This is a genomic window from Kribbella yunnanensis (genome assembly GCF_039529655.1).
Lineage (GTDB): Bacteria > Actinomycetota > Actinomycetes > Propionibacteriales > Kribbellaceae > Kribbella > Kribbella yunnanensis.
Map to the genome: position 1 here is coordinate 50814 of NZ_BAAANF010000006.1, position 25039 is coordinate 75852.

A 25039-nucleotide genomic window follows, 5' to 3' on the forward strand; every position below is an offset into this window, starting at 1 on the left:
CGTGACCACGGCCCATCGCGGCGGTCGACCCGCTCCACTCCGGTGGGGCGGGTCGCTCGCCTTGGCCGCCGTCGCACTCGCCCTGGTCGGCGGCTCCCTCCAGGTCGGCGACCCAGCCGGAGTAACCGGCCAGTCAACGGAACCTGCCGCCGCCAAACCACTCGCGCACGCCGAGCGCCTCTCGCACCCCGTGGGCCTCGAAATCCTCTTGGCCGGGACCGCAGATGATCCCGCAACCAGCGCGCTCCCGACGCCGATCCTCCTGCGTGGGAGCACGACGCCGCCCAGCCTGCGCACCACCCGACCCACGCCGAGCACAACGCGGCCCACCCCGGCGGCATCATCCCGGCGGCCGGCCGTCCGACCGGCGACCACCCGACGGCCAACTGCCCAGCCGCGAACTGCGCGACCGCAGGCCGCCCGGCCCGGTAAGCCCGTGCGGCTGTCGATTCCACGGTTGCGGGTATCGGCCGCCGTACAGGGGATCTCCACCAGGCAAGGCGCGCTGACTCCACCGTCGAATCCACGGAAGGTGGGTTGGTGGAACGGTGGCGCGCTACCCGGAGCGCGGCGCGGATCAGCCGTCATCGCCGGCCACACGGTCCACGCCGGCGGCGGCGCGTTCGACAACCTCGAGCAGCTTCAACCAGGCGACGCGGTCGGCGTGAGCACCGCCCGCGGACAGCTCGGTTATCGGGTCACGAGCGTGACGACGTACCGCAAGCAGTCCTTCGCGAGAAACGCGACCCGCATCCTCGACCAGTCCGTACCAGGCCGCCTGGTCCTGATCACCTGCGAGGACTGGAACGGCAAGGTCTACCTCAGCAACGCTGTCGTGATCGCGCAACGAACCAGCTGAGGCAGCACCCGAGGTGCTGCCTCAGCTCGACAGATCAACCGATGGTCTTGACCGCGGTGATCAGGGTTCCGCTCGCGGTATCTCCGGAGAGCTCCCAGAAGAACGCGCCGCCGAGACCCTGGCCGTTCGCGTACGTCATCTTGCTCCGGATCGTGGCCGGGGTGTCATAGCCCCACCACTGCCCGTTGCAGAACGCGTACGCCGTACCGCCAACAGTGCCGTTCGACGGGCACCGGGTCGAGATCAGCTTGTAGTCCTCGACACCGGCCTCGTACTTGCCGGGAGCAGCACCCGTTGCGCGACCACCAGGCGCGGCCTGGGTGACGCCGGTCCAGCCGCGGCCGTAGAAACCGATACCCAGCAGCAGTTTCGAGGCCGGGATGCCCTTGCTCTTCAGCTTCTGGATCGCGGCGTCACTGTAGAAGCCGGCCGTCGGGATCCCGCTGTACGACGTCAGTGGCGAGTGCGGCGCGGTCGGGCCCTGCGCGTTGAACGCACCGAAGTAGTCGTACGTCATCGGCATGATCCAGTCGAGCTTGCCGGCCGCCGCCGCGTAGTTGGTGGCATCGATCTTGCCGCCGTTCGTGCCGTCGGCGGTGATCGCCGCGGTGACGAGCGCCGAGGAGCCGAACCGGTTGCGCAATGCGGTGATCACGTTGTTGAACGCGTTGGGACCGCTCGTGTCACACGAAAGCCCACAGGCGTTCGGGTACTCCCAGTCGATGTCGATCCCGTCGAAGACATCGGCCCACCGCGGGTCCTCGACCAGGCGGTAGCAGGAGTCGGCGAAGGCAGTCGGGTTCTGAGCAGCCTGCGTGAAGCCGCCGGACCACGTCCAGCCGCCGAAGGACCAGACGACCTTGATGTTCGGGAACTGCTTCTTCAGCTTGCGAAGCTGGTTGAAGTTGCCGCGGAGCGCTCCGGCGTCCCACGTGTCGGCGACTCCGTCGACCGACCCGGCCGCGTCGTACGCCTTGTCGTAGGCGGCGTAGCTGTCACCCATCACGCACCGGCCGCCGGTGGTGTTGCCGAAGGCATAGACGATGTTGGTGAGCTTCGCGGCCGATCCGCTCGTCTTGATGTTCTTCACGTGGTAGTTCCGGTCGTAGACCCCCCATTCGGTGAAGTACCCGACGACGCGCTTGCCGGCCGCCGGGGCGGCAGCGGCCGGAGCACTCGGTTCGGCGAGGGGTACCGCGGACGCGCCGGCGGCCGGTATCAGGCCGGTTGCCAGCAGCGCGACCGCGGTCAGAACGGATGAGATGGGGCGGATTCTCATAGTGGTTCCTCCGGGTATGACAGGGCGACTGCCCGCATCCTCCCCAGCACCGTAGGTTAAGAAACAAAAGTTCCTAAACTAATTCGACGAGGCGTTCGTAGCAGTTCTTCAGCAGCCAGAACCTCTCGTACGACGACCGGTCCACCTCGACGATGTTCCACCGAACCGACGGGTTGGCGCGGACGACCCCGGCCACGTCGACCACGCCCTCGCCGTACGGGACCAGCTGGTCATCCATCCCCTGCGCCGGACCGTCCTTCAGGTGGACGTACTCGAGCCGCTCCCCCAGCGAGGCCGCGAGACCGACCGGATCGACACCGCCCGTCTGCGCCCAGTACGCGTCGAGCTCCAGCACCACCGCCGGGTCCAGCTCAGCTAGCAAGACCTGGTACGCCGATCGCCCGCCGAAGGAGTTCCGGAACTCGGCGAAGTGGTTGTGGTACCCGATCCGCATCCCGTACGACGCGGCGTTGCCCACCGCCTCGTTGATCCGCTCCGCGCCCCGCCGGATCCCGTCGAGAGTGGTGAACTCATCCGGCTCGAGACTCCACACGAGCGTGCCGGCGCCCAGCTCGGCGTACGTATCGAGGATCGCGGTCGCCGCGGTTCCCGCCGGGAACGGAGCGTGCGAGCTACAGAGCTCGAGTCCGAGGCCGTCAAGACGTGCCCGCACCACCTTCGGAGCATGGCCGTACAGGTCGTAGCTCTCCACCCCGCCGTACCCGATCTCGGCGACCCGCTCCAAGACACCCAGCAGATCCCTCCCGGCCTCGTCATGCAAGGACCACATCTGCAGGGCGATCAGGTTCGGCACGGTCGAAGCCTAAAGATTTGAACGCGTTCAATTCCACTGCTACCGTCGAGACGTGAAGATCGTGATCCCCGGCGGGACCGGGCATATCGGCTCGTTTCTGACCAGGTACTTCGCGGCTCAGGGTCACGAGGTCGTCGTGATCGGCAGGTCGTCCGGAGTGCGCTGGGACGGGCGGACGCTCGGGCCGTGGGCGAAGGAGCTCGACGGCGCCGACGCGGTGATCAACCTGGCCGGCCGCAGCGTCAGCTGCCGCTACACCCCGGCGAACCTGCAGGAGATGATGGATTCCCGCGTCGACTCCGCGAGGGTCGTCGGCGAGGCAATCGCCGCCGCCGGTACGCCGCCTCGCGTCTGGCTGCAGATGAGCACGGCGACGATCTACGCCCACACGTTCGGCCCGGCCCACGATGAGCACGGTGTGATCGGCGGCTACGAGCCCGACGTACCGGCGTACTGGAAGTACAGCATCGACATCGCCACCGCCTGGGAGGCGGAGCAGGAGCAGGCCCGTACGCCGAACACCCGGAAGGTCGCGTTGCGCACAGCGATCGTCATGTCACCGGATCGCGGAGGCGCCTTCGACATGCTCCGCCGAATGGCGAGACTCGGCCTCGGCGGCCCGATCGCAGGCGGTCGCCAGTACATGTCGTGGATCCACGAGACCGACCTAGCCCGCGCAGTCACCTTCCTGCTGGAGAGCGACCTCACCGGCCCAGTGAACCTGGCCGCGCCGAACCCACTCCCCCAACGCGACTTCATCCGCTCACTCCGCCAAGCAATCGGCATGCCGATCGGTCTCCCCGCCACCAAGTGGATGGCCGAGCTAGGCGCCCTAGTACTCCGCTCCGACACCGAACTCCTCCTGAAGAGCCGCCGAGTCATCCCCGGCCGACTCACCCAGGCAGGCTTCACCTTCAATTACCCAGAATGGTCGGGCGCGGCCGGAGAGTTAGTTGCCGCTAGCAACAGAAAGGCCAGGAGGTAGCCAGCACAGGGGGAACAGGTCTACGATCGGCGACCTGCACGTGACGCGATGCTTCTGCATCAAGCGTTTTGTTTGTGTACAAGGGGTTTTGCTCCACTCTGATTTTCGAGACTATTGAGTCCGTTTCTCCGGTTTCGGCCTACCGCACCACGGGTAGGTCGGAGAGGTGAAACACCGACTCGGGGACTGGATTGGGAGGGAACCCTTGTCACCACAGCATCTGTCCGGGCCGTCCGTTGCTCTCGAGGAGCTGCCGTTCCGAGCCGGATAGCAGATCTCGATGGACGCGTATGCCCTGCAACGCAGCTGGGACCAGGTCACCACCTTCGGGGACCAGGTGCCGCTGTACTTCTACTCGCACCTGTTCGTGTCACACCCGGAAGTCCGCACCATGTTCCCGCTGTCGATGTCCAACCAGCGGGACAAGTTCGTGGGCGCGCTCGGGCGGATCGTCAGTCATGCCGATCAGCTCGAGAAGGATGCCGCGTTCCTGCGGCATCTCGGTCGCGATCATCGCAAGTACGCCGTCATGGCGGAGCACTACGACGTCGTCGGCGCTTCGTTGTGCGCGACGTTGATGCACTTCCTCGGGTCCGAGTGGGACGAGGAGCTCGCCGCGCACTGGACGGCGGCGTACCAGGTGGTCGCGCGGATAATGGTCGAGGCGGCGGAGAACTCGTCGGAGTCCAGCCCGGACTACTGGGAGGCTGACGTAGTGTCGGCCGAGCGGCGGACTATGGATCTCACCTTGCTGACGGTTCGACCCAGGAGCCCGTTCCAGTTCCGCCCCGGCCAGTCGGTGTCGATGGAGATCCCGCAGCGCCCTCGGCAGTGGCGGTACTTTAGTCCGGCCAACGCTCCGCGCCATGACGGCTCCATCGACTTGCATGTACAGCAGATCGACGGCGGTCAGGTGAGCCCGGCGGTGGTGCGGTCGTTGAAGGCCGGTGACATCGTGAAGCTCGGGGCACCGGTCGGCGAGCGGCTGACCCGGCGCGAAGGCGATCCGCGCGAGCTGCTGCTGGTCGCGGGCGGGACCGGCCTCGCGCCGCTCCTCGCCGTACTCGAGCAGATCGACAACGAGTGGCAGCGCACGGGGATCGGACCGCTGGTCCACCTACTGCACGGTGTCCGGATGCCGTGGCATCTGTACGACCGCCCGCGGCTGCGCCAACTGGCCGACCTCCGGCCGTGGTTCGAGTACACGGAGGTGGTGTCCGACGACGCGTCTTATCCCGGCACCCGCGGCAAGGTCGGCACGGTCGCGGCAAGGCAACTGCTGACCGGACGTACGGCGATGGTGTGCGGCGGCCCGCAGATGGTCGCGCACACGTTGGAACAGCTGGCCGCCGCGGGGATGCAACCCGAGCACATCCAGTACGAGCACTTCTACTATGCGGCCGCGGGCGAGCACGCCGCGGGTCAGGAGACCCCCAGTGACGATCAGCAAGCACAGCCGCCACGTATCGGCGTACCAGACGCCGCGCTCGATCCGGGCCGAGGAGTTCCGGCGCCGGATGCGCGGGCTCGACGCGGCAAAGGTCTACGAATACCTCGATCTGCTGGCTGATCAGGTCCAGACCACCGAGCTGGAGCTCAACGACGCCCGCGCCAAGAACGAGCGGTTGCTGGCCGAGCTGCAGCGCGGGCGGTCCGAACTCCAGCGTGTCCAGGCGGAGCTGGCCCACTACGAGGAGGCCGGCAACCGGGTGAACGAACAGGTCGTCCAGATGTTCAGCCAGGCGCAACTGGTGGTCGAGGAGATGGTTCAGGACGTCAGCCGGGACACCCGCGAACGCATCGGTCAGGCGCGTGAGCACGAGCGCCGGATCGTCGCGCAGGCGATGGACACGGCCGGCCAGCAGGTGCGCACCTACGCCCAGACCGCCCAGGCGCAGATGCAGTCGATCGTGGAGTCGTTCGCGAACGAGGTCGACCACCTCGCCAATACACCACCGCCCGGTACGCCGGGTGCTGCGGATCGATGAGCGTGGTTCGGATCTGGGCAGGCCGGCGTCGCGCCCCACGAGCCGGCCGGCTGGCCGCCCCCAGCCCTGGGCGAGTCCGCGCACGCCCCGAGGTGAGCAAACCAGCTCCCGAACCCGCTATCGATACCGGGGCGGTGCAAGCCGCCGCCGAAGAATTCCTGCAGCTGTTTCATTCGGAGAACCCCGGGCCGATCGAGGCACGGATCGCCGCGGTCCGGCGCGAGATCGACCTGACCGGGACCTACTGGCACACCGCCGAGGAGCTGGTCTTCGGCGCCCGCGTCGCCTGGCGCAACAACGCACGCTGCATCGGACGGCTGTACTGGCAAAGCCTGCAAGTGCGCGACCTGCGAACCGTCTCGACCGCCGGCGAAGTCGCCGAGCACTGCTTCGATCACCTCCGCGTCGCCCACAACGGCGGCAAGATCCGGCCGATGATCAGCGTGTTCGCTCCCGAGACGCCTGCCCGGCCCGCGCCCCGGATCTGGAGCGAGCAACTGATCCGGTACGCCGGTTATGAACAGCCCGACGGCCGGATCATCGGCGACCCCCGCTACCGCGCCTTCACCACGGAACTCCTGCACCGGGGCTGGCGACCACCCGGCTCGCCGGGAGACTTCGACGTACTCCCGCTTGTCGTGGAGACCGTCGACGACGGCGTGCGGATGTTCGAGTTGCCCGGATCCGCGGTGCATGAGGTTTCGCTCGCGCATCCCGAGCTGCCGTGGTTCGCCGACCTGGGACTGCGGTGGCACGCGGTCCCGGTGATCAGCAACAACCGCCTCATCATCGGCGGTGTCTCCTACCCGGCCGCACCCTTCAACGGCTGGTACATGGGCACCGAGATCGGCGCCCGCAACCTCGGCGACACCGACCGCTACGCGCTGGTCCCCGAGATCGCGGAGCGGATGGGCCTCGACACCTCGAACGAGACAACCCTGTGGCGCGACCGGGCCTTGGTCGAGCTGAACCGCGCCGTACTGCACTCGTTCCGTTCGAGCGGCGTGAGCATCACCGACCACCACACCGAGTCCAGGCGGTTCCTCATCCACCTGGAACGCGAGGAACGAGCAGGCCGGACCTGCCCGGCCGACTGGACGTGGATCGTCCCTCCCCTGTCCGGATCCCAGACCCCGGTCTTCCACCGCTACTACGACTCCGAGGACCAGCTACCCAACTTCGTCACCGACCCCGACGCCACCCGCCGCGGTCTCCACGGGAACCCACCCGCGTTCGGCTGACCGCTTCGTCGTGAAACGCTCGGCGGGTGGGGTGGGAACCGGATCGCGCACATCGGGCAGTAGCAGGTATGTATCGACTTCGAGCCGCCACCGCGGAGGCTGCCCCGCTCGAACCTGTTCCCCCACCCGTACCGATCCAGGCCGCCGAGGAGCCGGCCGAGTTCGCCCATCTCTTCGACCGGTACGCCGTCAAACTGCACCGGTACGTCGCCCGCCGGCTCGGACCGGCCGAGGCCGACGACCTGATCGGCCAGACGTTTCTGATCGCCTTCGAACGAAGACACCGGTACGCCGGTTCGGCCGACGACGCGCTGCCGTGGTTGTACGGCATCGCCACCAACCTCATTCACCGCAGACGCCGTGACGAGATCCGCCAGTACCGCGCCTATGCCCGATCCGAACCGGCCGGCCGCGACCAGAACGGCGACCCGCTGGCGACCGAGGTGGCGGCCCGGGTCGATGCGGAATCGGCCTCGCGCGCACTGACCGGCGTACTGGCTGCTCTGCGGGAGGCCGAACGCGACGTACTGCTGCTCTATTGCTGGGAAGACCTCAGCTACGCAGAGATCGCCGAAGCACTCGATCTCCCCCTCGGGACCGTCCGGTCCCGCCTGCACCGAGCTCGTCGAGCCCTTCGCTCCGCGCTCGGACCCGACTTCGAGGAGAAGCACTCATGAACGAACTCGACCTGCTCAAGCAGGTACGCAACGACGTACCGGCCCCCGACCCGCTGGCCCTGGCACGCGCTCGGCAGCGGCTGCTCACGCCTCCCCCGGTACGACGCCGCACCCACGCGCGGGTGCTTGTCGCCGCCGGTGTCGCGGTCGTGCTGACCGGAGGTTTCCTCGCCGCCGACGTGATCGACCACGACAACACGCCCCTGCCCGGAGCGGTCGCCGACGCCGGCACCTTCCTCGCCGAGGCGGCCGCGCAGACGGCGTCGCAGCCCGACGTGCGGATCCCATCCGGGCAGTTCCTCCAGGTCACCACGCTGCGGACCTACCTCGTCGGCTTCGGTCCACAGAAGAAGTACCAGGCCACGACCATGATGGTCGAGGACAAGTGGATCACCGCGGATCCCTTCCAGCAGTACCCCGGCCGGCTCCAGGAACTGGCCAAGGTGACCTTCACAACCCGCGAGGCACAGCTGGCCGCGCGCACGCAGGCCCCGTGGCTGTTCAAGAAGCCCAAGTCCCGGATGGACCGCGTGACCTGCCGAGGCCTCATCGTCCAGCCGAACCTCGACCCGAAGATCCTCCAGAAGCCGTGCACCGCCGACTGGTTCACGCCGACCACCGACTTCCTGGCCCGGCAACCACGCGATCCGGACGCCCTCCTCGCCGTACTGCGTCAGCCGGCACCCGCGCAGGAGAGCCGGCGAGTGCCGCTGCCTGCCGACGAGGTGGCGTTCTTCCGCATCAACGCCGCGCTGAACTCAGGCATCGTCCCGTCCGACCTCCGGGCCGCGCTCTACCAAGCCGCCCGCAAAATCCCCGGCATCAAACTCCTGAACGACGTCACCACCGTCGACGGCCGCCACGGCCGCGCCGTCGGCTACACCACCCAGCAGCGCCAACGATGGGACATCATCATCTCCCCGTCGGACGGTCAAAGCATCGGATCCCGCCTGGTCCAACCCAACGGCGACATCTACACCGCCACCTCCGTCACCAGCCGCCTCACCACCACCCGCCCTGCCCTCAGGTAGCCCGGCCGTCCAAGAGAGCGATCCGCGTTTGCAAGCGGCGAAGGCTGTACCAGTGGCTGGCGAGCGCGATCACCCAGAGGACCAACGTGATGATGTGCCAGCGCTGGTCGTTGACCACGAGCTGCACGATCGCGAGCACGAGATTCACGCTGAAGACGATGTAGATCAGTATGCGGAAGCGATGGGCCCTGGCGAACATCCGGTTCGCCAGGTCCAGCGCAGCCGCGCGGCTCGCCGGCTCAGCCGGCACCGGCCCGCGCCACGCGGCTCGACGTACTGCCTTCCAATCGGCGAGCGGCACCTCCTCGAGAGCACGGAGCTGCTCGCGGCGCGACGCCCGGGTCGCCAGGGCAAGTGTGGTGCCGAAGATCGCGCCGGCTACCAGTGCGGTGATCACCACGAAGCCAAGCCTCGTGTCCGGGCCCCAGGCGACCACGAACAGGACCGCGAACAACCCACCGCTCAGAACCCCGATCACCCAGCTCGGCGCCCGCAACAGAAATGCCTGCATCTTGTTCCCCCTCCGTCCGGTGCAGGATGCCATCCCGGCGGCTCAGCCGGGGATCATCCAGGTGAGGAGGGTGGCTTGGAGGAGGGCTATGAGGCCTACGACGAAGGCGAGGATGACTGACCACCAGAAGGTCATCCGGAGGAGCTGGCCTTCTTTGCCGGATTGGCCGATGGCGGTGGCGCCGATGGCCAGGTTTTGGGGGGAGATCATTTTGGCCATGACGCCGCCGGAGGTGTTGGTGGCGCCGGCGAGGATGGGGCTGAGGTCCAGTTGCTGGGCGGAGATGACTTGCATGGGGCCGAAGAGACTGTTGGCGGAGGCGTCCGAGCCGGTGAGGAAGACGCCCAGCCAGCCGATGTACGCCGAGAAGAGGGGGAACAGGACGCCGGTCGTGGCCAGAGCCAGGCCGAGAGTTTGCGTGGCGCCGGAGTAGTTCATCACGAAGGCGATCGCGAGGATCATGAAAATCGTGAGCAGGGCCCAGCGCATCTGGTGCAGGGTCTTGCGGTACGTCGCCACCAGCAGACCCGGCCTGGCACCCATCGCGAACCCGGCGATGACAGCGGCAATCAAGGCGACCGTGCCGGGTGAGAACAGCCAGTCGATCGTGAGAGTGGCGGCGTACGGCGCATCGTGCGCGGTGATGGGTGCGTGCTGGATGACGTGGTTGTGCAGGCCCGGCCAGGGGAACTTCCAGTCGGCCTTGTGCAGTAGCGCGCTCAGGTCGAGCCAGGCCGGTAGACTCTTGATGATCGAGCCGATCCGGGACAGGAAGATGGCGACGATCAGGATGATGTACGGCGTCCAGGCGTGGAACGCACCCTTCTGAGCCAAGGACTTCGGCGCCGTGGTCGCGTCGGGCTCGTTGTCGAAGCGCCAGATCGTGGCTGGTTGCCAGAAGCGGGTGAGGACCCACAGCGAGCCCATCGCGGCGAGTGCTGCGATCACGTCGACGAGGCTCGGGCTGATGAAGTTCGCCGTCACGTACTGCATGACAGCGAAGGACAGACCGGTGGTCAGAACAGCCGGCCAGACCTCGATCATCCGCTTCCACCCGGCCATCACGATCACCAGGAACGCAGGCACGATCCAGGCGATCAGCGGGAGCTGCCGACCCACCATCGCGGAGTACTGATCGGTCGCCTGCCCCTGCTCCATCCCGAGGATCGGTGCGGTCAACCGACCCAGCACGATCAGCGGGTTGCCCAATCCACCGAACGCGACCGGCGCAGTGTTGGCCAGCAACGCGAGCACCACCGCACGGATCGGCGGGAAGCCGAGCGCCGCCATCATCGCGGCCGTGATGGCGATCGGTGAGCCGCCACCCGCGACACCCTCGAGCAGCGCACCGAATCCGAACGCGATCAGCAGCGCCTGCAACCGCCGGTCTTCACTGAACCCGGCAAGCACGCCTTTGATCTGTTCGAACCGTCCCGTCGCCACGGTGACGTTGTGGAAATACACAGCATGGAAGGCGATCCAGGCCACCGACCACACCCCGAACACGACACCCATCGCGGCCGAGTCGAAGGCCAGCTCGACCGGCATTCGATAGACGGCGAGCGCGACGATCAATGCCGTGAGCAACGACAACGCGGCGGAGATCGGCGCCGACCACCGCACGATGCCGAGTGCGATCAGCAGGACGAACACCGGCAACGCCGCGAACAATGCCGAGAGCCACAACGGGCCGGCCGGTTGATAGTCCTGGATCCAGCCCATGGCAAGTCCTCCCCAGTTGGTAACGCTCTCCTCACGCACAGCGAAGGGAAGTTAGCACAAGCTGGGTTCCGCCAGCTATAGCAGGGATTTCTGGCACAAACGGCGGAAAAGTTCCACGAATCAGCCGAGCAGTTCGGTGCGCCTGGCCCCGATCGTCACGTCGTCTCCGTCGACCTCGACGAGCTTGTCGCGACTAGTTGCCCCACGCACCAAAGTCACCGCCGTACGGCGAACACCGAACGCCGCCGCGACCGCCTCCAGCACGGCCTTCGTCGCCTGCCCCTCGACCGCGCGAGCGGCCACCGCGACAACCAGGGCAGGACCGGACGGGCCGTCGTACCGGCCTCCGACCGCCGTGCGCGACGCACCTGGTTTGACCCGCAGCAGAATTCTCATCAGCAGTTGACGAGCATAGTGCGCCCGATGACAACGATGTATTGACAGTCCGTGACTGACTGTTCACAGTGGGGCGCACACCCGCCCAAGTGTGAGGACTTGCTCATGCGTAGAACACCTGTCGCCATCGCGGCCGCCGCCCTGCTGGCCACCTGTACCGCCCTCCCCGCCCACGCCTTCGAACCACGGTCCGAGGCCACGACGCTCACTGCCGCCGACCGCCAGATGCTGGCTCAACGACCGCTGGTCGAGGCCGCCGACCAACTGGCCGCGGTCGCCGAATCGCCAAGCCTGCAAGGGTTTTCCGGAATCACGCTCGCCGATGATGCCGTCGTCCTCTGGTGGAAAGGTACGCCGCCCAAAGACATCCAGCAGGCCGTCGCCACCGCGTCCAAACGAGCGCCGGTTCGCATCGCCAACGCCACACATTCGAAGGCCGAACTCGACCAGGCCGCTCGCTCCATCGCGACCTGGCAGCAGCAGAACCCGGGCCACGGCATCGACGCGGTCAAGAACCCCGGCGACGGCAGCGGCCTCGTCCTCGGCGTCCGGCCGACACACGGCAAGACCGGCGAACTCGGTACGACGCTGCAACGCCGTACCGGAGTCCCCATCCGAGTTGTCGCGGAGGAGCCGCTCAAGCCGGCGTCACGCGACGACGACTGGTCACCGTGGATCGGCGGTGCCCGGCTCTGGAACCAGTCCGCGGGAGCCATCTGCACGACCGGATTCGGCGTCAAGGACGGCCAGGGCCGACCGTACATTCTCACCGCCGGCCACTGCGGCCAGCCGGGCCAGCAGTTCGCCGACGGCCGCGGCGAGTACATCGGCAACATGGGCGCCAAGAACGGCGACCACGACGTAGCCCTCATCCCGACCAACGCCGTCGACTTCCAGCTCTACGTCGGCAACAGCACCGACAACCTCATCGAGAACGTCCCCTACTGGGGCCACGTGTACGTCGGCCAATTCCTCTGCCAGAGCGGCCAGACCAGCGCCGGCGTCCTCGGCGGCCCGGTCTGCAACATCAAGGTCCTCTTCTTCTACAACGACCGCGAGGACCTCGTCGAAGGCGAACAGATGAACGGCCAGGAAGCCGCCCGCGGCGGCGACTCCGGCGGCCCCGTCTACTCCCGCGGCGACGCCGGCCTGATCGCCAACGGCACCGTCACCCGCACCGCCGGCGCCCGCATCGGCTTCCAAGACTTCGCCACCGCCAACCGAGACTTCGGCATCAGCATCCCGTAACGGATCCGTAGGGTGGGCCTATGCCTGATGGGATTCGGCTGAAGGTCCGCGCCGGCGCCGCTGAGATCATGATCGATCGGCCGGCGGCCGGGAACACGCTCGACAGCAGGGCACTTGCCGCGTTGGCGCGTGCCCTGCTGCATGTTGAGCAGGCTGCGGATGTGCATTGCGCCGTACTGCGTTCTGGGGTCGAGGGGGTGTTCTGTTCGGGCGGCAATTATGCGGATGCCGATCGGCCGGGGCGGGCGTCGGCGGAATATGCGCCCAGTCTCGCGGCCTGCTTTGAGGCGTGGGCTGGGCGGACGTTTCCGGTGATCGCGGTGGTTGACGGTGCGGCGCGGGCGTTCGGGGCGGCGCTGGCGCTCACGAGTGACCTCGTGGTTGCCACGCCACGGGCGTCGTTCGGGTTGCCGGAGTTGAGTCGTGGGGTGGTGCCGTCGTACGCGATCGCGTTGTTGCGGACGCGGCACAGCTCGCAGTTCGTGCGGGAGCTGGTGTTCACGACCGAGCCGATCACGGCGCGGAGTGATCTCGCGACCGTCAGCAACGATCCTGAGCAGGTCGTTCGGGCTCACGTCGAGCGGTTCGCGAGTATCGGCGCCGACGCGGTTCGCGCTGCCCAACGCTTGCTCAACGCAATCGATCCGGCGGTTGATCTGCCAACTGCTCAACAGCTCGCGGCTGACGGGGTCGCCGAGCAACTACGCCGGTACGACGAAGGTCAGGCGGACCAGAGTTACTTAGGGTTGTGAGGTCTGGCCGTTCCGCAGGTTTGGGCTTAGATTCGGCTCAGGCAGGCACCGTGGGGGTGCCGGCCGGTACGCCGTTCCGAGGGGGGCTCGGGGGCGCGGCGGTCTGGGGGGCCACGCTTTGTGCTCGCGGTGACGGCGTCATCTGCCTTCACGGGAGGCCACCGCATGAGGTCACGGATTCAGAAGAGACGCACCACCACGGCCGTTGTGTCCGCCGGTCTGCTGTTCGCCGCCACCTTGACCCCGGTCGGAGCAGCCGCTGCCGATCCGCCGCCACGTGGCTTGAGCGCGACACCGCTGCAGGTCACCGACACGGTCAGCGGCGCCAAATCACCCAGTGGGCAGCTCGCCAAGAGCGATCCGGCACTGATCAACAGTACGTCGGCCAAGCAGGTGCGCGTGGTCGTCAAACTCGACTACGACTCGCTCGCCGCGTACCGCGGTGGCCTGAAGGGCCTGCCGGGTACCAGCCCCGCGGTCACCGGGAAGCGTCTCGACCCCAAGGGTGCGAACGCCACCAAGTACCTCAAGCATGTGACGGCGGTGGAGAACGACTTCCTCGCGGCCATGCAGAGCAAGGTTCCGAGCGCCCGCGCCGGGCAGAAGCTGCGCACCGTGTACGGCGGTATCGCGCTCAGCGTGCCGGCGAACCAGGCCCGCGAACTGCTCAAGCTGCCCGGTGTCGCCGCGGTCCAGCAGGACAATCCGCAGAAGCTGCTGACCGACTCGAGTGGTGACTTCATCGGCGCTCCGACGATCTACAACCAGCTCGGTGGAGCGGCTTCCTCGGGCAAGGGCGTGATCGTCGGCATCCTCGACACCGGCGCGTGGCCCGAGCATCCGTCGTACGCCGATCCTGGCACGCTGCCCGCGCCTCCGCCGACCGCCGACGGGACGCCGCGCGTGTGCAACTTCGGCGACAACCCGTTGACACCGGCAAGCGATCCGTTCGTCTGCAACCGGAAGCTGATCGGTGGCCGGCCGTTCCTCGACACCTACAACGCGGTGATCGGCGGGGACGTCTATCCCACCTCCGCCCGCGACTCGAACGGCCATGGCACGCACACGTCCACGACCTCGGCCGGCGGCCCGGTCGCGGATGCGAACCCGCTGGGCATCAGCCGCGGCCCGATCCGCGGTATCGCACCGGCGGCCGCAGTCTCGGTCTACAAGGTCTGCGGTGCGCAAGGCTGCTTCCCGTCCGACTCGGCGGCGGCTGTCGCACGCGCCATCCTGGATGGCGTCCGCGTGATCAACTTCTCGATCTCCGGCGGTAGTGACCCGTACAGCGACCCGGTCGAACTCGCCTTCCTGGACGCGTACGCCGCGGGAGTCTTCGTGGCCGCATCGGCCGGCAACTCCGGTCCGAGCGCGAACACGACCGACCACCGCAGCCCGTGGGTGACCACGGTCGCAGCGTCCACGCAGAGCCGTACCTTCCGCTCGACGGTCACGCTGGAAGGCGATGGCGCGACTGCCACGGTCACCGGCGCGTCGGTCACCGGCGGAATCGCTACGGCGACTCCCGTCGTACTGGCCGGGTCCACGCCTGGCTACACCGACGCCACCTGTAACACCGCTCCACCCGTCGGCACATTCACAGGCAAGATCGTGGCCTGCCGGTTCACGCCAGGCCGGGTAATGAAGGGATTCAACGTCCGGCAGGGCGGCGCGGTCGGCATGCTGATGTACAACACGACCTTCCCGTCCGATGTCTTCACCGACAACCACTGGTTGCCGGCGGCGCAGCTCGAGAAGCCGGACGCCGACGTACTGCTCGCGTTCCTGGCAGCGCATCCGGGCGCCACGGCCAAGATGACGCAAGGCAACAAGACCACCTGGCAAGGCGACGTGATCACGAACTTCTCGTCACGTGGTCCTGGTGGTGACTTCCTCAAGCCGGACGTCACCGCACCCGGTCTGCACATCCTCGCCGGTCACACTCCGACCCCGGAGGCCCCGTCCGAAGGACCGCCCGGGAACCTCTTCCAGGCAATCGCCGGTACGTCGATGTCCTCGCCGCACGTGGCCGGAGCAGCCGCACTGCTGTTCGCGCTGAACCCGTCGTGGACACCAGGCCAGGTCAAGTCCGCACTGGAAACCACCGCCAAGACGAACGTCAAGAAGTCCGACCGGGTCACCCCGGCCGACCCGTTCGACCATGGCGGCGGCCGGATCGACCTGACCAAGGCCGGCAACCCCGGTCTGACCCTGGACGAGTCGGCGGCGAACTACGCTGCCTCGGCCACGGATGCACTCAACCGCATCGACCTCAACCTGCCGTCGGTCAACGCCCCGACCATGCCGGGCGTGATCACGGCAACGCGCGTCGTCAAGAACGTCACCAACCAGACACTCGCCTTCACCGCCAACGGCACGACCGTCAGCGGCGCGAACATCACCGTCGTACCGGGTGGGTTCTCGGTGAAGCCTGGTCAGACGCAGAAGCTGACGATCGTGATCACCGCACCCGACCTGCCCGATGGTCAGTACTTCGGCCAGGTCAACCTGAAGCAGGCCAATGGCAGCCGGGCCCTGCACCTGCCGGTCGCGTTCTTCCGCCAGGAAGGCATCGTGCCGATCGATCAGACCTGTACACCGAGCACGATCGCCCGGAACACCGGTCAGTCGACCTGCACCGTGACCGTGCAGAACAACAGCCTGCAGACCACGGACGTGACAGCGGTCAGCACGCTGAGCTCGTCGCTGCGGCTCAACAGCGTGACGGGTGCGACGCAGATCGGTACCCAGATCGCGACCAAGACCGCGACGCTGGCCGGGCGTCAGCCGGACGAACCGGAGATCGCACCGGGATCGCTGTTCGGATACATCCCGCTGGACGCGTTCGGCATCAGCCCGATCGCGATCGGTGACGAACAGGCGCTGAACTTCAACGTGCCGCCGTTCGTGTTCGCCGGTCAGAGCTACACCCGGATCGGTGTGACCTCGAACGGATACTCGGTCGCGGGTGGCGCGGACGGGGACGACGTCCAGTTCGCACCGCAGAACCTGCCGGATCCCGCACGGCCGAACAACGTGCTCGCGCCGTACTGGACCGACCTCGACGGCGGCGGAACGCCGGGCGTCTTCGCCGGGACCCTGACCGACGGCGTCAACAGCTGGCTCGTTCTCGAATGGCGGGTCAACCTGTTCGGCACGTCCAGCCTGAAGGTGTTCCAGCAATGGATCGGCATCGACGGCACCGAGGACATCACCTACGCCTACGATCCGGGCAACCTGCCCGGTGACCCGCCGGCCGGGTACGGGCTGACGGTCGGCGCGGAGAACTCCGACGGGACGGCCGGCAGCCAGATCGTCGGTCCGCCGACCCAGGACTACCGGGTGACGAGTACGCCGGGTGCGCCCGGTGGCTCGATGACCTATTCGATGAACGTCAGGGGTGTGCAGAAGGGAACCGGCACAGTCACCACCGGAACCTCCACGCCACTCGTCAAGGGCCTCACCATCGAGGTCGACAAGATCATCGTCAACTAGTGAGCTGATCGGTCCGGGCCGGGTCCACAGGGATCCGGCCCGGACTACTGTCGGGGCATGACCGAACTCGAGGCACCGATCGTCGCCGTCGCCGTCTATCCCGACCGGGCGCGAGTGACCCGGCGCGGGCGGCTGACCCTGCCGGCCGGCGATCAGACCGTGTACGTCGACTCGCTCCCGCTGTCGTTGCAGGACGATTCGGTCCGCGTCGCGGGCCGTGGGCCGGCGACCGTGCTCGGCGTGGACGTCGCCGTACGGCATCATCCGCAGGCGCCGGACGAGACGGTCGCCGATCTCGAACGCCAGCGTCGGCAGGCGGCGACCGAGGTCGCGAGTCTTGCGGATGCCGATGACGTGCAGAGTCAGCTCGACCTGTTCCTGTCGCAGTTGGGGCGCCGGGCCGGTGGCACGTTCGCCCGAACTCTGGCGGCCGGTGAGAGCAGCGCCGACCTGGGCGAGTTCACCGAATCGCTGGCGACGCGGCTGACCGCCGTACGGTCGAAGCGGCGTGAACTCGCTGATCAGCGGGAGGACGCCGAGGAGCGGCTCGCGGCGATCGATCGGCGGCTGGCCGAGGTGGCGCAGCAGCGCGTCCCGGATCGCCGGTCGGTGGCTGTTGCGTTGAATCTCGACACCGAGGCCGAGGTGGAGATCGAGCTCTCGTACGTCGTCACCGGTGCCGGCTGGACCAGCTCGTACGACGTTCGGCTGACCGGCGACCGGTTGACCTTGGGCTGGTTCGGTCTGATCACCCAGTACACCGGCGAGGACTGGCCCGAGTGCGAGCTCACGCTGTCGACCGCCCGGCCGACGGTGAACGCGAAGGTGCCCGAGCTCGACCCCTGGTACCTCGACCGCCGTCGCCCGCCCGTCCCGCTGCGGCCGGCAGCACCGGCCAGCTTCGCGTTGGCCCGGGCAGAGTCGGCCTACGGCGGAGCCCCCGAGCCCGCAGGCGCTCCGGCCGAATTTGTCGAGCAGAGCGCCACCGTCGAACAGGGCACCACGGCCGCGACCTACACCCCGCCCCGAGCGGTCGCCGTACCGGCCGATGGCGCTGCCCACCGCGCGACGATCGCCTCGGTCGAGCTCGACACCGAGCTGGACTACATCACCGCGCCGATCCGCTCGACCGACGTCCACCTCCGGGCCACCGTCGTCAACTCCAGCACCCACACCCTGCCCGCCGGAAAGGCCGCCGTCTTCCACGAGGCCGACTTCGTCGGTTCGGCCGCCCTGCCGTTGTGGGCACCTGGCGAGGAGGTCGAGCTCGCGCTCGGTCTGGACGACCGGATCCGCGTCGAGCGTGAGCTGGTACGTCGTACTGCGACCAAGGCGACTCTCGGCTCGACGCGGCGTCGCGAGGTCGAATACGCGACCCGGATCGAGAACCACACCCCGCGCGCAGCCCGCATCACCGTCCTCGACCAGCTCCCCGTCCCCCGCGACCACGAGATCACCGTCAAACCCATCACCGCCACCCCCGACCCCGCCGAGACCACCGATCTCGGCATCATCACCTGGAAGCTCGACGTGCCACCCGGCGAGGAATCCACCATCAACCTCGCCTTCCGCGTCGAGAGCGCCAAGTCCGTCGACCTCGCGGGCTGGCGCGAATGAGCACCGATCCCGTCAATCCCCGCACCCGTGACCTGGCCCACGAGTCGCTGGCCGCGGACGATCCGACCGGATGGTTCGAGCAGTTGTATGCGGAGGCCTCGGAAGGTCGCGCCGAGATCCCGTGGGATCGCGGCATAGCGCACGCCCAACTGACCGACTGGGTCGAGACGGCGCGACCCGATGGCACCGGCAAGAAGGCCGTCGTGGTCGGCGCCGGCACCGGGTGGGACGCCGAGCTGGTCGCCGATCGCGGGTTCGTGACAACAGCCTTCGACATCTCGCCGACCGCCATCGAGACGGCGAAGCAGAACCATCCCGGCTCGAAGGTGAACTACCTGACCGCCGACCTGTTCAACCTTCCGCCGGACTGGCGTCGCGCCTTCGATCTGGTCGTCGAGATCTACACGGTCCAAGCCCTCCCGATCCCGTTGCAGCCCTCGGCGACCGAGCAGATCAGCGACCTGCTCGCCCCCGGCGGAACGCTGCTCGTGATCGCGGTCGCCCGTGAGGACGACGTACCGGACTCCACCATCGAAGGTCCTCCTTGGCCACTGAAGCGAGCCGCGATCGATGCCTTCGAGGCGGACGACCTGAAGCTGGTCGATCTCGGTCGCAGCCCCAGCCCGGTCGACCCCAGCGTCTACCGCTGGCGCGCGGAGTATCGGCGCGACTCAGGTGAGTAGGCCGGCTCGGTAAGCGGCGGCCGCGGCTTCGGTGCGGGTGGTGACGCCGAGTTTGGTGTAGATGCTGGCCAGGTGGGACGACACCGTGTTCGTGGAGATGAACAGCTCGGCGGCGATCTGGTGATTCGACAAACCCTTGGCCAGCACGCGAAGCACGTCGAGTTCACGACGGCTGAGTCCGAGCGCGGCATCGACCGGAGCCTCCTGGCCAATGCCGGCCCGCTCCCCCAGTGCATCGATCCGCTCCAGCAAGGGCTCGGCACCGAGCTGTACGGCGAGTTCCCGCGCCTCGACCAGCCGGGCGCGTGCTCCCGGTTTGTTGCTGTTGGCAAACGCTGTTTCGGCCGCCAGGACCAGGGACCGCGCGACGTCGTACGGGCGATCCAGCTCACGCCACGACTTGGTCACCAGATCCCAGTCGGGCAAGGTGGTGTCCTGGGTCAGGGCCCGGTACATCAGCAACTCGGCCCGCAGGACCGGGTCGGACGGCCGGAGATCGCGCAGTCCTTTGTCCACCTCGCCGATCCGCGCTGCCGTCTCGGCCTGGATCCGCCGATCGCGGGGTGCTGCTTGCCGCCTCGCGCGCTGGACCAGACCGACGATGACGGCCATCGGCGCGGCCCAACGTGCGTGCCTGGACAGCGGCAACGCGTCGTCGAGGATGCAATCGGCTCGCTCCGGGTCCCCTTCGTCGAGCGCGAGCAGGGCCTGCAGGCCGACGACCGGCCGGAACGTCTCCGAGCTCATGTCCTGCTCAGCCACCAGGATCTCCAGCTGGCGGGCGACCTCCTCCCGATCGCCCTGAACGCGCGCGACCGCCGCGAGTGGCAGGCGCAGCCAGGCGGTGAACAACCTCGGTGGCAGTTCGCCGAGGCGCTCTGCCCCGAGTTCGCGGGCTTCGTCCCAGCGGCCTGCGTTGAGCAGAGCGAGGACGAGGGCGGCGGCGAGCAGTGATCCCTTGGCGAGACGTCGCCCCAGTCGATCCGTCTCGATCAACCAGGTCTCGCACAGCACAATCGCCTGCTGATGGTTACCGCTGTGGGCAAGCATGAACGCCTCGTACTGGACCGCGGTCAGCAACACGTGATGGTTACCGCACGCCAGGCCGTGCGCACGGGCCCGCCTGACCAGCGCGACGGCCTCGTCCACCTGTCCGGCGTAATCCTCCAGACAACCCAATGCGAGGCAGGCGAAACCTTGTGATTCTTCGTCGCCCAGCTCCTCGGCCAGCCGCAACGCATCCAGACACCACTCGCGGGCATCTGGGCTGCGATTCTCGACCACTTCGACGATGCACCGCGTCGCCATCGCCCAGCAGCGCAGGTGGGGATCGCTGTCGGGCCTGAGCACCGCGAGCGCTTTGTCAATGTCCTCCCCACCGGTGGCGGTCAGTCGATTGCGGAAGACGCCCTGGTGGACGTACACCGTCGCGACCCGTGCGGGCTCGGCGATCGGATCCAGCGCGGCCAAGGCGGCCGTGGTGTATTCGAGGCCCTGCTCGGCCCGACCAGTTGCGGAGGCAGCCAGGATCGCGTGTTCGAGGACGACCAGGTGGGTCACCCCCAACTGCGCCTCGGAACCCTCGCTCCAGTGATCGAGGATGCGTCGCAGGAGGAGCGCCTCCTCGTCGTACGCGAAACCCAGCCGCGCCAGCTCGGCCGCTTCCCAGGCCGCACGGAGGGCGGGCTCGAGGCGGCCGGATGCGAACCAGTGCTCCGCCAGTTCGGCCGGGCGGGTGTCGGGTCGCCGGAGCAACGCCGTACCGAGGCGGTCGTGCCGGTCGCGCTGCTGGATCGGAGCCAGATCGTCGTACGCCGCCTCCCGGAGCAGGTCGTGGCGGATCGCGTACCGGCCGTCGGCCAGCACAATCAGTTGGCGGTCGGTGAGGATCCGCAGCACCTCGCCGAGGTCGTCGGGTGCCAAGTCGGCAACATCGAGCAACAGATCGTCCGGGACCGGCCGGGCGGCGACCGCGAGCCAGCGCAGTACCTCGCGGGGAAGTGGCGGCAGAGCCGCGGTCCGGTCGCGGAGCAGGGCGCGCAGGCTCAGCGCACGGTCCTCGCCGCCCGCCAGCGCCTCGACGAAGAACGGGTTACCGCCGCTGCGCCGATGAACCTGCCGAGCCTCGGCCGACTCCGGCGGCCGGCCAAGCAGGCCGGTCAGCTGCTCCCGTACGGCGGCCTCCGTCAGCGGCGTCAGGGCAAGCCGAATCACGTCGGTTCGCCGACCGAGTTCGGCCAGCACCTGGCGGCCGGGGTCTCCTGCGCTCAGCTCGCCGGTCCGGTAGGTCCCGACCAGCAAGACCTGGCAATCGCTGAGGTTGTTGACCAGGTACGCGAAGAGTTCGCGGCTCGAGGCGTCGGCCCAGTGCAGATCCTCGACAACGAGAACGAGCGGCCGCAGCGCACAGGCTGCATGGATCAGATCCAGCAGACCCGCCAGCAGTGCGACCCGCCCGAACTGGTCCTCAGTGCGCGGTCCGGCACCGGTCAGCAGACCGGACAGACCGGGCTGTGCCGACTCCGGACCGAGCAGGGTTTCCAGCTCGCGCACGATCGAGATGAAGGGCGTGTACGGCGCACTGCCGGTGCCGAGCTCCAGGCAATTCCCGGTGAGGACCGTGGGACCGCCGGGCAGGTCCGTCACGGCGCTGGCCGTGAGGAGCGATTTGCCGATCCCCGCCTCGCCGCTGATCAGCACGGTGACGGGACCGCGGTCGGTCGCCCGGTCATAGGCGGTCCGCACGGCCGACAATTCCGCCGTACGGCCGGCCGGCACTCGAATCACCGCCGCTCCCTCCCCACCGGAACCAGATCTCGTCCGTTCACACCATGCCCGGCGCCCCAGGACACTGCCAGGCTGACCAGTGTCGCGCAGACCCGGGTCGCTCCGGGACAGGTATTCGAGGAGTCATCATGGGCAAGGTCTTCACGCAGGCATCGGTATCGCTGGACGGATTCATCGCCGGGCCTGGTCACAGTGGGTTCGACAAGCTGTTCGCCTGGTGCCGGGCCGGTGACGTGGAGACGCCGTCGGAGGATCCGGAACGGCTGATCTACCGCACCAACGCGGCCACGGCGGCGTACCTGCGCGAGCTGATGGAAACCACCGGAGCCCTGATCGTGGGCCGCACCCTCTACGACATGACGAACGGCTGGGACGGCAAGCACCCGGGCGGACTGCCGGTGTTCGTGGTGACCCACCGCGCGCCGGAAGAGCCGGTCGAGTCCGAGACCCCGTTCATCTTCGTCACCGACGGCATCGAGAGCGCAATCAAACAAGCGCAGGACCTCGCCGGCGACAAGCGGATCGGCATCGGCCCGGGCTCCACCGTCGGTCAGGCCATCAACGCCGGCCTGGTCGACGAGATCCGGGTCGACCTCGTCCCACTGATCCTCGGCTCCGGTACCCCGATGCTCAGCGGGATCACCGAGCAACTCGACCTCCAGAACCCCGAAGTCATCGTCGGTCAGGGTGTCACCCACCTCATCTACTGCCTCTGACTTGCCTACTCGGATTGATGGCTGGCGCAGGTGTGATGTTTCCCCTTGTGGACAAGGGAATCCAGCCCGGTCGTGATTTGCGGCGGGCATCCTGAGTGCGTAAGATCGAACACATGTTCGAGGATGATCTGACGCTGCTTTCGACGGCTGACCTGCTGGAGTCGGCCGTCGAGCACCGCGCGTTCGCGAATCGGGCGGAGACGCGAGGTCTCGAACATGCCCTGGTCTATGCCGACCGTTTCCACCCCGACGCCTGCACCCCACGCCCCGGCCGCCGCTCCTGCGACGGTCGCGAACGTGCCGTGGTGCTGGGTGGTGAGGGCTGCCCGGAGATCTTGGAGTTCGCGATCGCCGAGTACGCGGCCGTGCTCGGCGTCTCGCATCGCATCGGCGCCACGATCATCGGCGACGCCCTCGCGCTGCGGCACCGCTTCCCGTTCACCTGGGCCCGAGTCCTGTCCGGCCACGCAACCCCGTGGAAGGCCTGCCGCCTCGTCCGCGACTGCATGGACCTGTCCGAGGAAGCCGCCCGCTACGTCGACCAGCGGGTCGCCGCCCTGATCGACACGATCACCCCGTACCGCCTGGACAAGATCGTCAAAGCAGCCAAGATGCACATCGACCCCGAAGGAGCCCGCGCCGAGGCCGCCGCCAAGGTCCGCGAACGCGGCGTCTTCATCGGCCGCTCCGACGAACACGGCACCAAAACCATCTACATCCGCACCTCCTCGGGTGCGGCCACCCGCTTCGACGCCACCATCCACGCTCTCAGCGACGCCCAGCAAACCCTCGGCGACACCCGCCCGACCCAGACCCGCCGAGCCGAAGCAGTCGGCATCATCGCCGACCCAGTCTTCGCCCAAGAACTCCTCACCCAAGCCCACCACCACCCCACCCCCTCCCCGGCACCGCACGACGCCGCCCCACCTGCAGCCGCTGCAATGCCGTCGAATCCCGACCCGGTCGCGCCTACCTCAGCCACGCCGGCCCCGGACACCCACGCCCAGGACACCCCTGCCTCGGCCACGCCTGCTGCGGGAGACTCCGCTGCCGACACCTCCGCTCCGCAATCACCTGCACCGGCCCCGGCCACCGCGAACACCTCGAACTCCAACACCGCGACCGTAACCGCGGCCACCGGCGCCTCCCGCGCTGCAGCCCAGAGCGCCGCGAGCCAGGAGGTTCCCAGCCCGCAAGCTCCCGCCCCGAGAGCTCTCGGCCCAGGAACTCTGGGCCCGGAGCGTGGCATTGAGGAGACGGGGTGGGGTCATGGATGGGTGGGTAGTGGTGAGCCTGGAGTGAACGACGAGGCAGACCGCGACGCACCACACCCGAGCAACAGCGATCTCCCCGACCCCCTCGACCGACCGGATGACCGCACTGGCCGGCTGGTGGAGCCGTTCGATGCTGCCACGTGCCGCATACCTGATGACGGCGAACCCATGGACCCCGCAGCACACCTCGCGCTCACCAAACGGTTGGCGCAGATCAAACACGACGCCTACGCCCGGCTCGCATCACCCACGACCGCCGACACTGTCGTGCGGCCGGGCAAGGCCGTGATCTACGTCCACCTGACGGATCGGACGCTGGTAGCCGCCGCGACCTCCACGACCGGTACTCGCACTCGAGACGGCGTCGTGCGGGCCGAAGGGATCGGGCCCTTGCTGACAAGCCAGTTGAGCGATCTGATCGGATACGGCCCCTACATCGTCAAGCCGGTCATCGACCTCAACGACGGCGTCTCGGTCAACTGCTACGAGGCTTCCGAGCGGGTCCGCGAACGCGTCAAACTCACCCACCCGGTCGAACTGTTCCCCTACGGCACCCGCGAAACCAACCACAGCATCGACCTCGACCACCTCGAGCCCTACAACCCACTCGGACCACCAGGCCAGACGAACACACAAAACCTCGCCCCACTCGGCCGCTACGCCCACCGAGTGAAAACCCACGCCCGCGGCTGGAACGTCCGCCGCATCAACCCCACCACCCTCGAATGGACCACACCCCACGGCTTCGTCTTCCACGTCAACCCGACCGGCACCCACCGCGTCATCACGGATGGACAGGACCAGAGTGGCAGCCCCGAGCCCGGCTAGTCAGAGCTCGCCGGTGCAGCATCCCGCAACCTCGCGACCACAACCTTCAAAGAACCCGCAGACCTGGTCTCCTGACCTCCTGGTCTCCTGGCCTCCTGGCCTCCTGGCCTCCTGGCCTCCTGGCCTCCTGGCCTCC

Annotated in this window: 20 protein-coding genes; 14 read left to right on the forward strand and 6 right to left on the reverse strand. The window is 67.9% G+C overall.

Features of this window, described 5'->3' with window-relative positions; genetic code table 11:
- Window position 1 precedes the first annotated feature (1 nt).
- The gene (locus ABD231_RS09795) at window positions 2-859 is read left to right on the forward strand and encodes a class F sortase (protein WP_344148451.1); all 858 of its coding nucleotides are present in this window, start codon (window positions 2-4) and stop codon (window positions 857-859) included.
- A gap of 34 nt (window positions 860-893) precedes the next feature.
- Here ABD231_RS09795 and ABD231_RS09800 read toward each other — a convergent pair whose 3' ends face one another.
- Together ABD231_RS09800 and ABD231_RS09805 are read right to left on the reverse strand one after the other, a co-directional pair.
- Entirely contained in the window at window positions 894-2138 is a 1245-nt protein-coding gene (locus ABD231_RS09800) for a glycoside hydrolase family 18 protein (protein ID WP_344148454.1), read from the reverse strand.
- Window positions 2139-2211: 73 nt separating this feature from the next.
- Window positions 2212-2952, reverse strand: a complete 741-nt coding sequence (locus tag ABD231_RS09805; protein WP_344148457.1) for a sugar phosphate isomerase/epimerase family protein — start codon at window positions 2950-2952, stop codon at window positions 2212-2214.
- 52 nt (window positions 2953-3004) lie between these two features.
- Here ABD231_RS09805 and ABD231_RS09810 point away from each other — a divergent pair, with 52 nt between their 5' ends.
- From ABD231_RS09810 to ABD231_RS09835, 6 genes are all read left to right on the forward strand, one after another.
- A complete protein-coding gene (locus ABD231_RS09810; protein WP_344148460.1) occupies window positions 3005-3937 on the forward strand; it encodes a TIGR01777 family oxidoreductase in 933 nt (310 codons plus the stop codon).
- Window positions 3938-4217: 280 nt separating this feature from the next.
- Entirely contained in the window at window positions 4218-5507 is a 1290-nt protein-coding gene (locus ABD231_RS09815) for a globin domain-containing protein (RefSeq protein ID WP_344148462.1), read from the forward strand.
- Entirely contained in the window at window positions 5455-5925 is a 471-nt protein-coding gene (locus ABD231_RS09820; protein WP_344148465.1) for a hypothetical protein, read from the forward strand. The genes ABD231_RS09815 and ABD231_RS09820 overlap by 53 nt, the downstream gene beginning before the upstream one ends.
- Window positions 5922-7166 (forward strand): nitric oxide synthase oxygenase, encoded by a 1245-nt coding sequence (locus tag ABD231_RS09825; RefSeq protein WP_344148467.1) that lies wholly within the window; start codon window positions 5922-5924, stop codon window positions 7164-7166. Before ABD231_RS09820 ends, ABD231_RS09825 begins: the two co-directional genes overlap by 4 nt.
- Window positions 7167-7234: 68 nt before the next feature.
- Entirely contained in the window at window positions 7235-7843 is a 609-nt protein-coding gene (locus tag ABD231_RS09830) for an RNA polymerase sigma factor (protein WP_344148470.1), read from the forward strand.
- Window positions 7840-8874, forward strand: a complete 1035-nt coding sequence (locus ABD231_RS09835) for a CU044_5270 family protein (RefSeq protein WP_344148473.1) — start codon at window positions 7840-7842, stop codon at window positions 8872-8874. Before ABD231_RS09830 ends, ABD231_RS09835 begins: the two co-directional genes overlap by 4 nt.
- Here the strand turns inward: ABD231_RS09835 and ABD231_RS09840 are convergent.
- The 3 genes from ABD231_RS09840 to ABD231_RS09850 form a co-directional block, all read right to left on the reverse strand.
- Window positions 8867-9385: a hypothetical protein gene (locus tag ABD231_RS09840; protein ID WP_344148476.1), complete on the reverse strand. Its 519-nt coding sequence runs from the start codon at window positions 9383-9385 to the stop codon at window positions 8867-8869. The genes ABD231_RS09835 and ABD231_RS09840 overlap by 8 nt on opposite strands.
- Before the next feature lie 42 nt (window positions 9386-9427).
- Window positions 9428-11107, reverse strand: coding sequence for an L-lactate permease (locus ABD231_RS09845; protein WP_344148479.1), 1680 nt, complete (start codon window positions 11105-11107; stop codon window positions 9428-9430).
- 120 nt (window positions 11108-11227) lie between these two features.
- Window positions 11228-11503, reverse strand: a complete 276-nt coding sequence (locus tag ABD231_RS09850; RefSeq protein WP_344148482.1) for a DUF167 domain-containing protein — start codon at window positions 11501-11503, stop codon at window positions 11228-11230.
- Between the two features lie 105 nt (window positions 11504-11608).
- Between ABD231_RS09850 and ABD231_RS09855 the strand changes: the two genes are divergently transcribed.
- The 5 genes from ABD231_RS09855 to ABD231_RS09875 all read left to right on the forward strand — a co-directional run bounded on the left by ABD231_RS09855 (window position 11609) and on the right by ABD231_RS09875 (window position 19298).
- Window positions 11609-12751 carry a chymotrypsin family serine protease gene (locus ABD231_RS09855; RefSeq protein WP_344148484.1) on the forward strand — a complete coding sequence of 381 codons (1143 nt, stop codon included), beginning with the start codon at window positions 11609-11611 and terminating at the stop codon, window positions 12749-12751.
- A 20-nt stretch (window positions 12752-12771) separates the two neighbouring features.
- On the forward strand, window positions 12772-13503 hold the full coding sequence (locus ABD231_RS09860; protein WP_344148486.1) for an enoyl-CoA hydratase/isomerase family protein: 732 nt from the start codon (window positions 12772-12774) through the stop codon (window positions 13501-13503).
- A 165-nt stretch (window positions 13504-13668) separates the two neighbouring features.
- On the forward strand, window positions 13669-16998 hold the full coding sequence (locus ABD231_RS09865) for a S8 family serine peptidase (RefSeq protein WP_344148489.1): 3330 nt from the start codon (window positions 13669-13671) through the stop codon (window positions 16996-16998).
- A gap of 57 nt (window positions 16999-17055) precedes the next feature.
- Entirely contained in the window at window positions 17056-18615 is a 1560-nt protein-coding gene (locus tag ABD231_RS09870) for a DUF4139 domain-containing protein (RefSeq protein WP_344148492.1), read from the forward strand.
- Window positions 18612-19298: a class I SAM-dependent methyltransferase gene (locus ABD231_RS09875; RefSeq protein ID WP_344148495.1), complete on the forward strand. Its 687-nt coding sequence runs from the start codon at window positions 18612-18614 to the stop codon at window positions 19296-19298. The genes ABD231_RS09870 and ABD231_RS09875 overlap by 4 nt, the downstream gene beginning before the upstream one ends.
- Here the strand turns inward: ABD231_RS09875 and ABD231_RS09880 are convergent.
- On the reverse strand, window positions 19287-22085 hold the full coding sequence (locus ABD231_RS09880; protein WP_344148498.1) for a helix-turn-helix transcriptional regulator: 2799 nt from the start codon (window positions 22083-22085) through the stop codon (window positions 19287-19289). The two genes, ABD231_RS09875 and ABD231_RS09880, sit on opposite strands and share 12 nt — an antisense overlap.
- A gap of 128 nt (window positions 22086-22213) precedes the next feature.
- Here ABD231_RS09880 and ABD231_RS09885 point away from each other — a divergent pair, with 128 nt between their 5' ends.
- Both ABD231_RS09885 and ABD231_RS09890 read left to right on the forward strand, forming a co-directional pair.
- Window positions 22214-22801, forward strand: coding sequence for a dihydrofolate reductase family protein (locus ABD231_RS09885; protein ID WP_344148501.1), 588 nt, complete (start codon window positions 22214-22216; stop codon window positions 22799-22801).
- Between the two features lie 113 nt (window positions 22802-22914).
- Window positions 22915-24903 (forward strand): 13E12 repeat family protein, encoded by a 1989-nt coding sequence (locus ABD231_RS09890; RefSeq protein ID WP_344148504.1) that lies wholly within the window; start codon window positions 22915-22917, stop codon window positions 24901-24903.
- Window positions 24904-25039 lie beyond the last annotated feature (136 nt).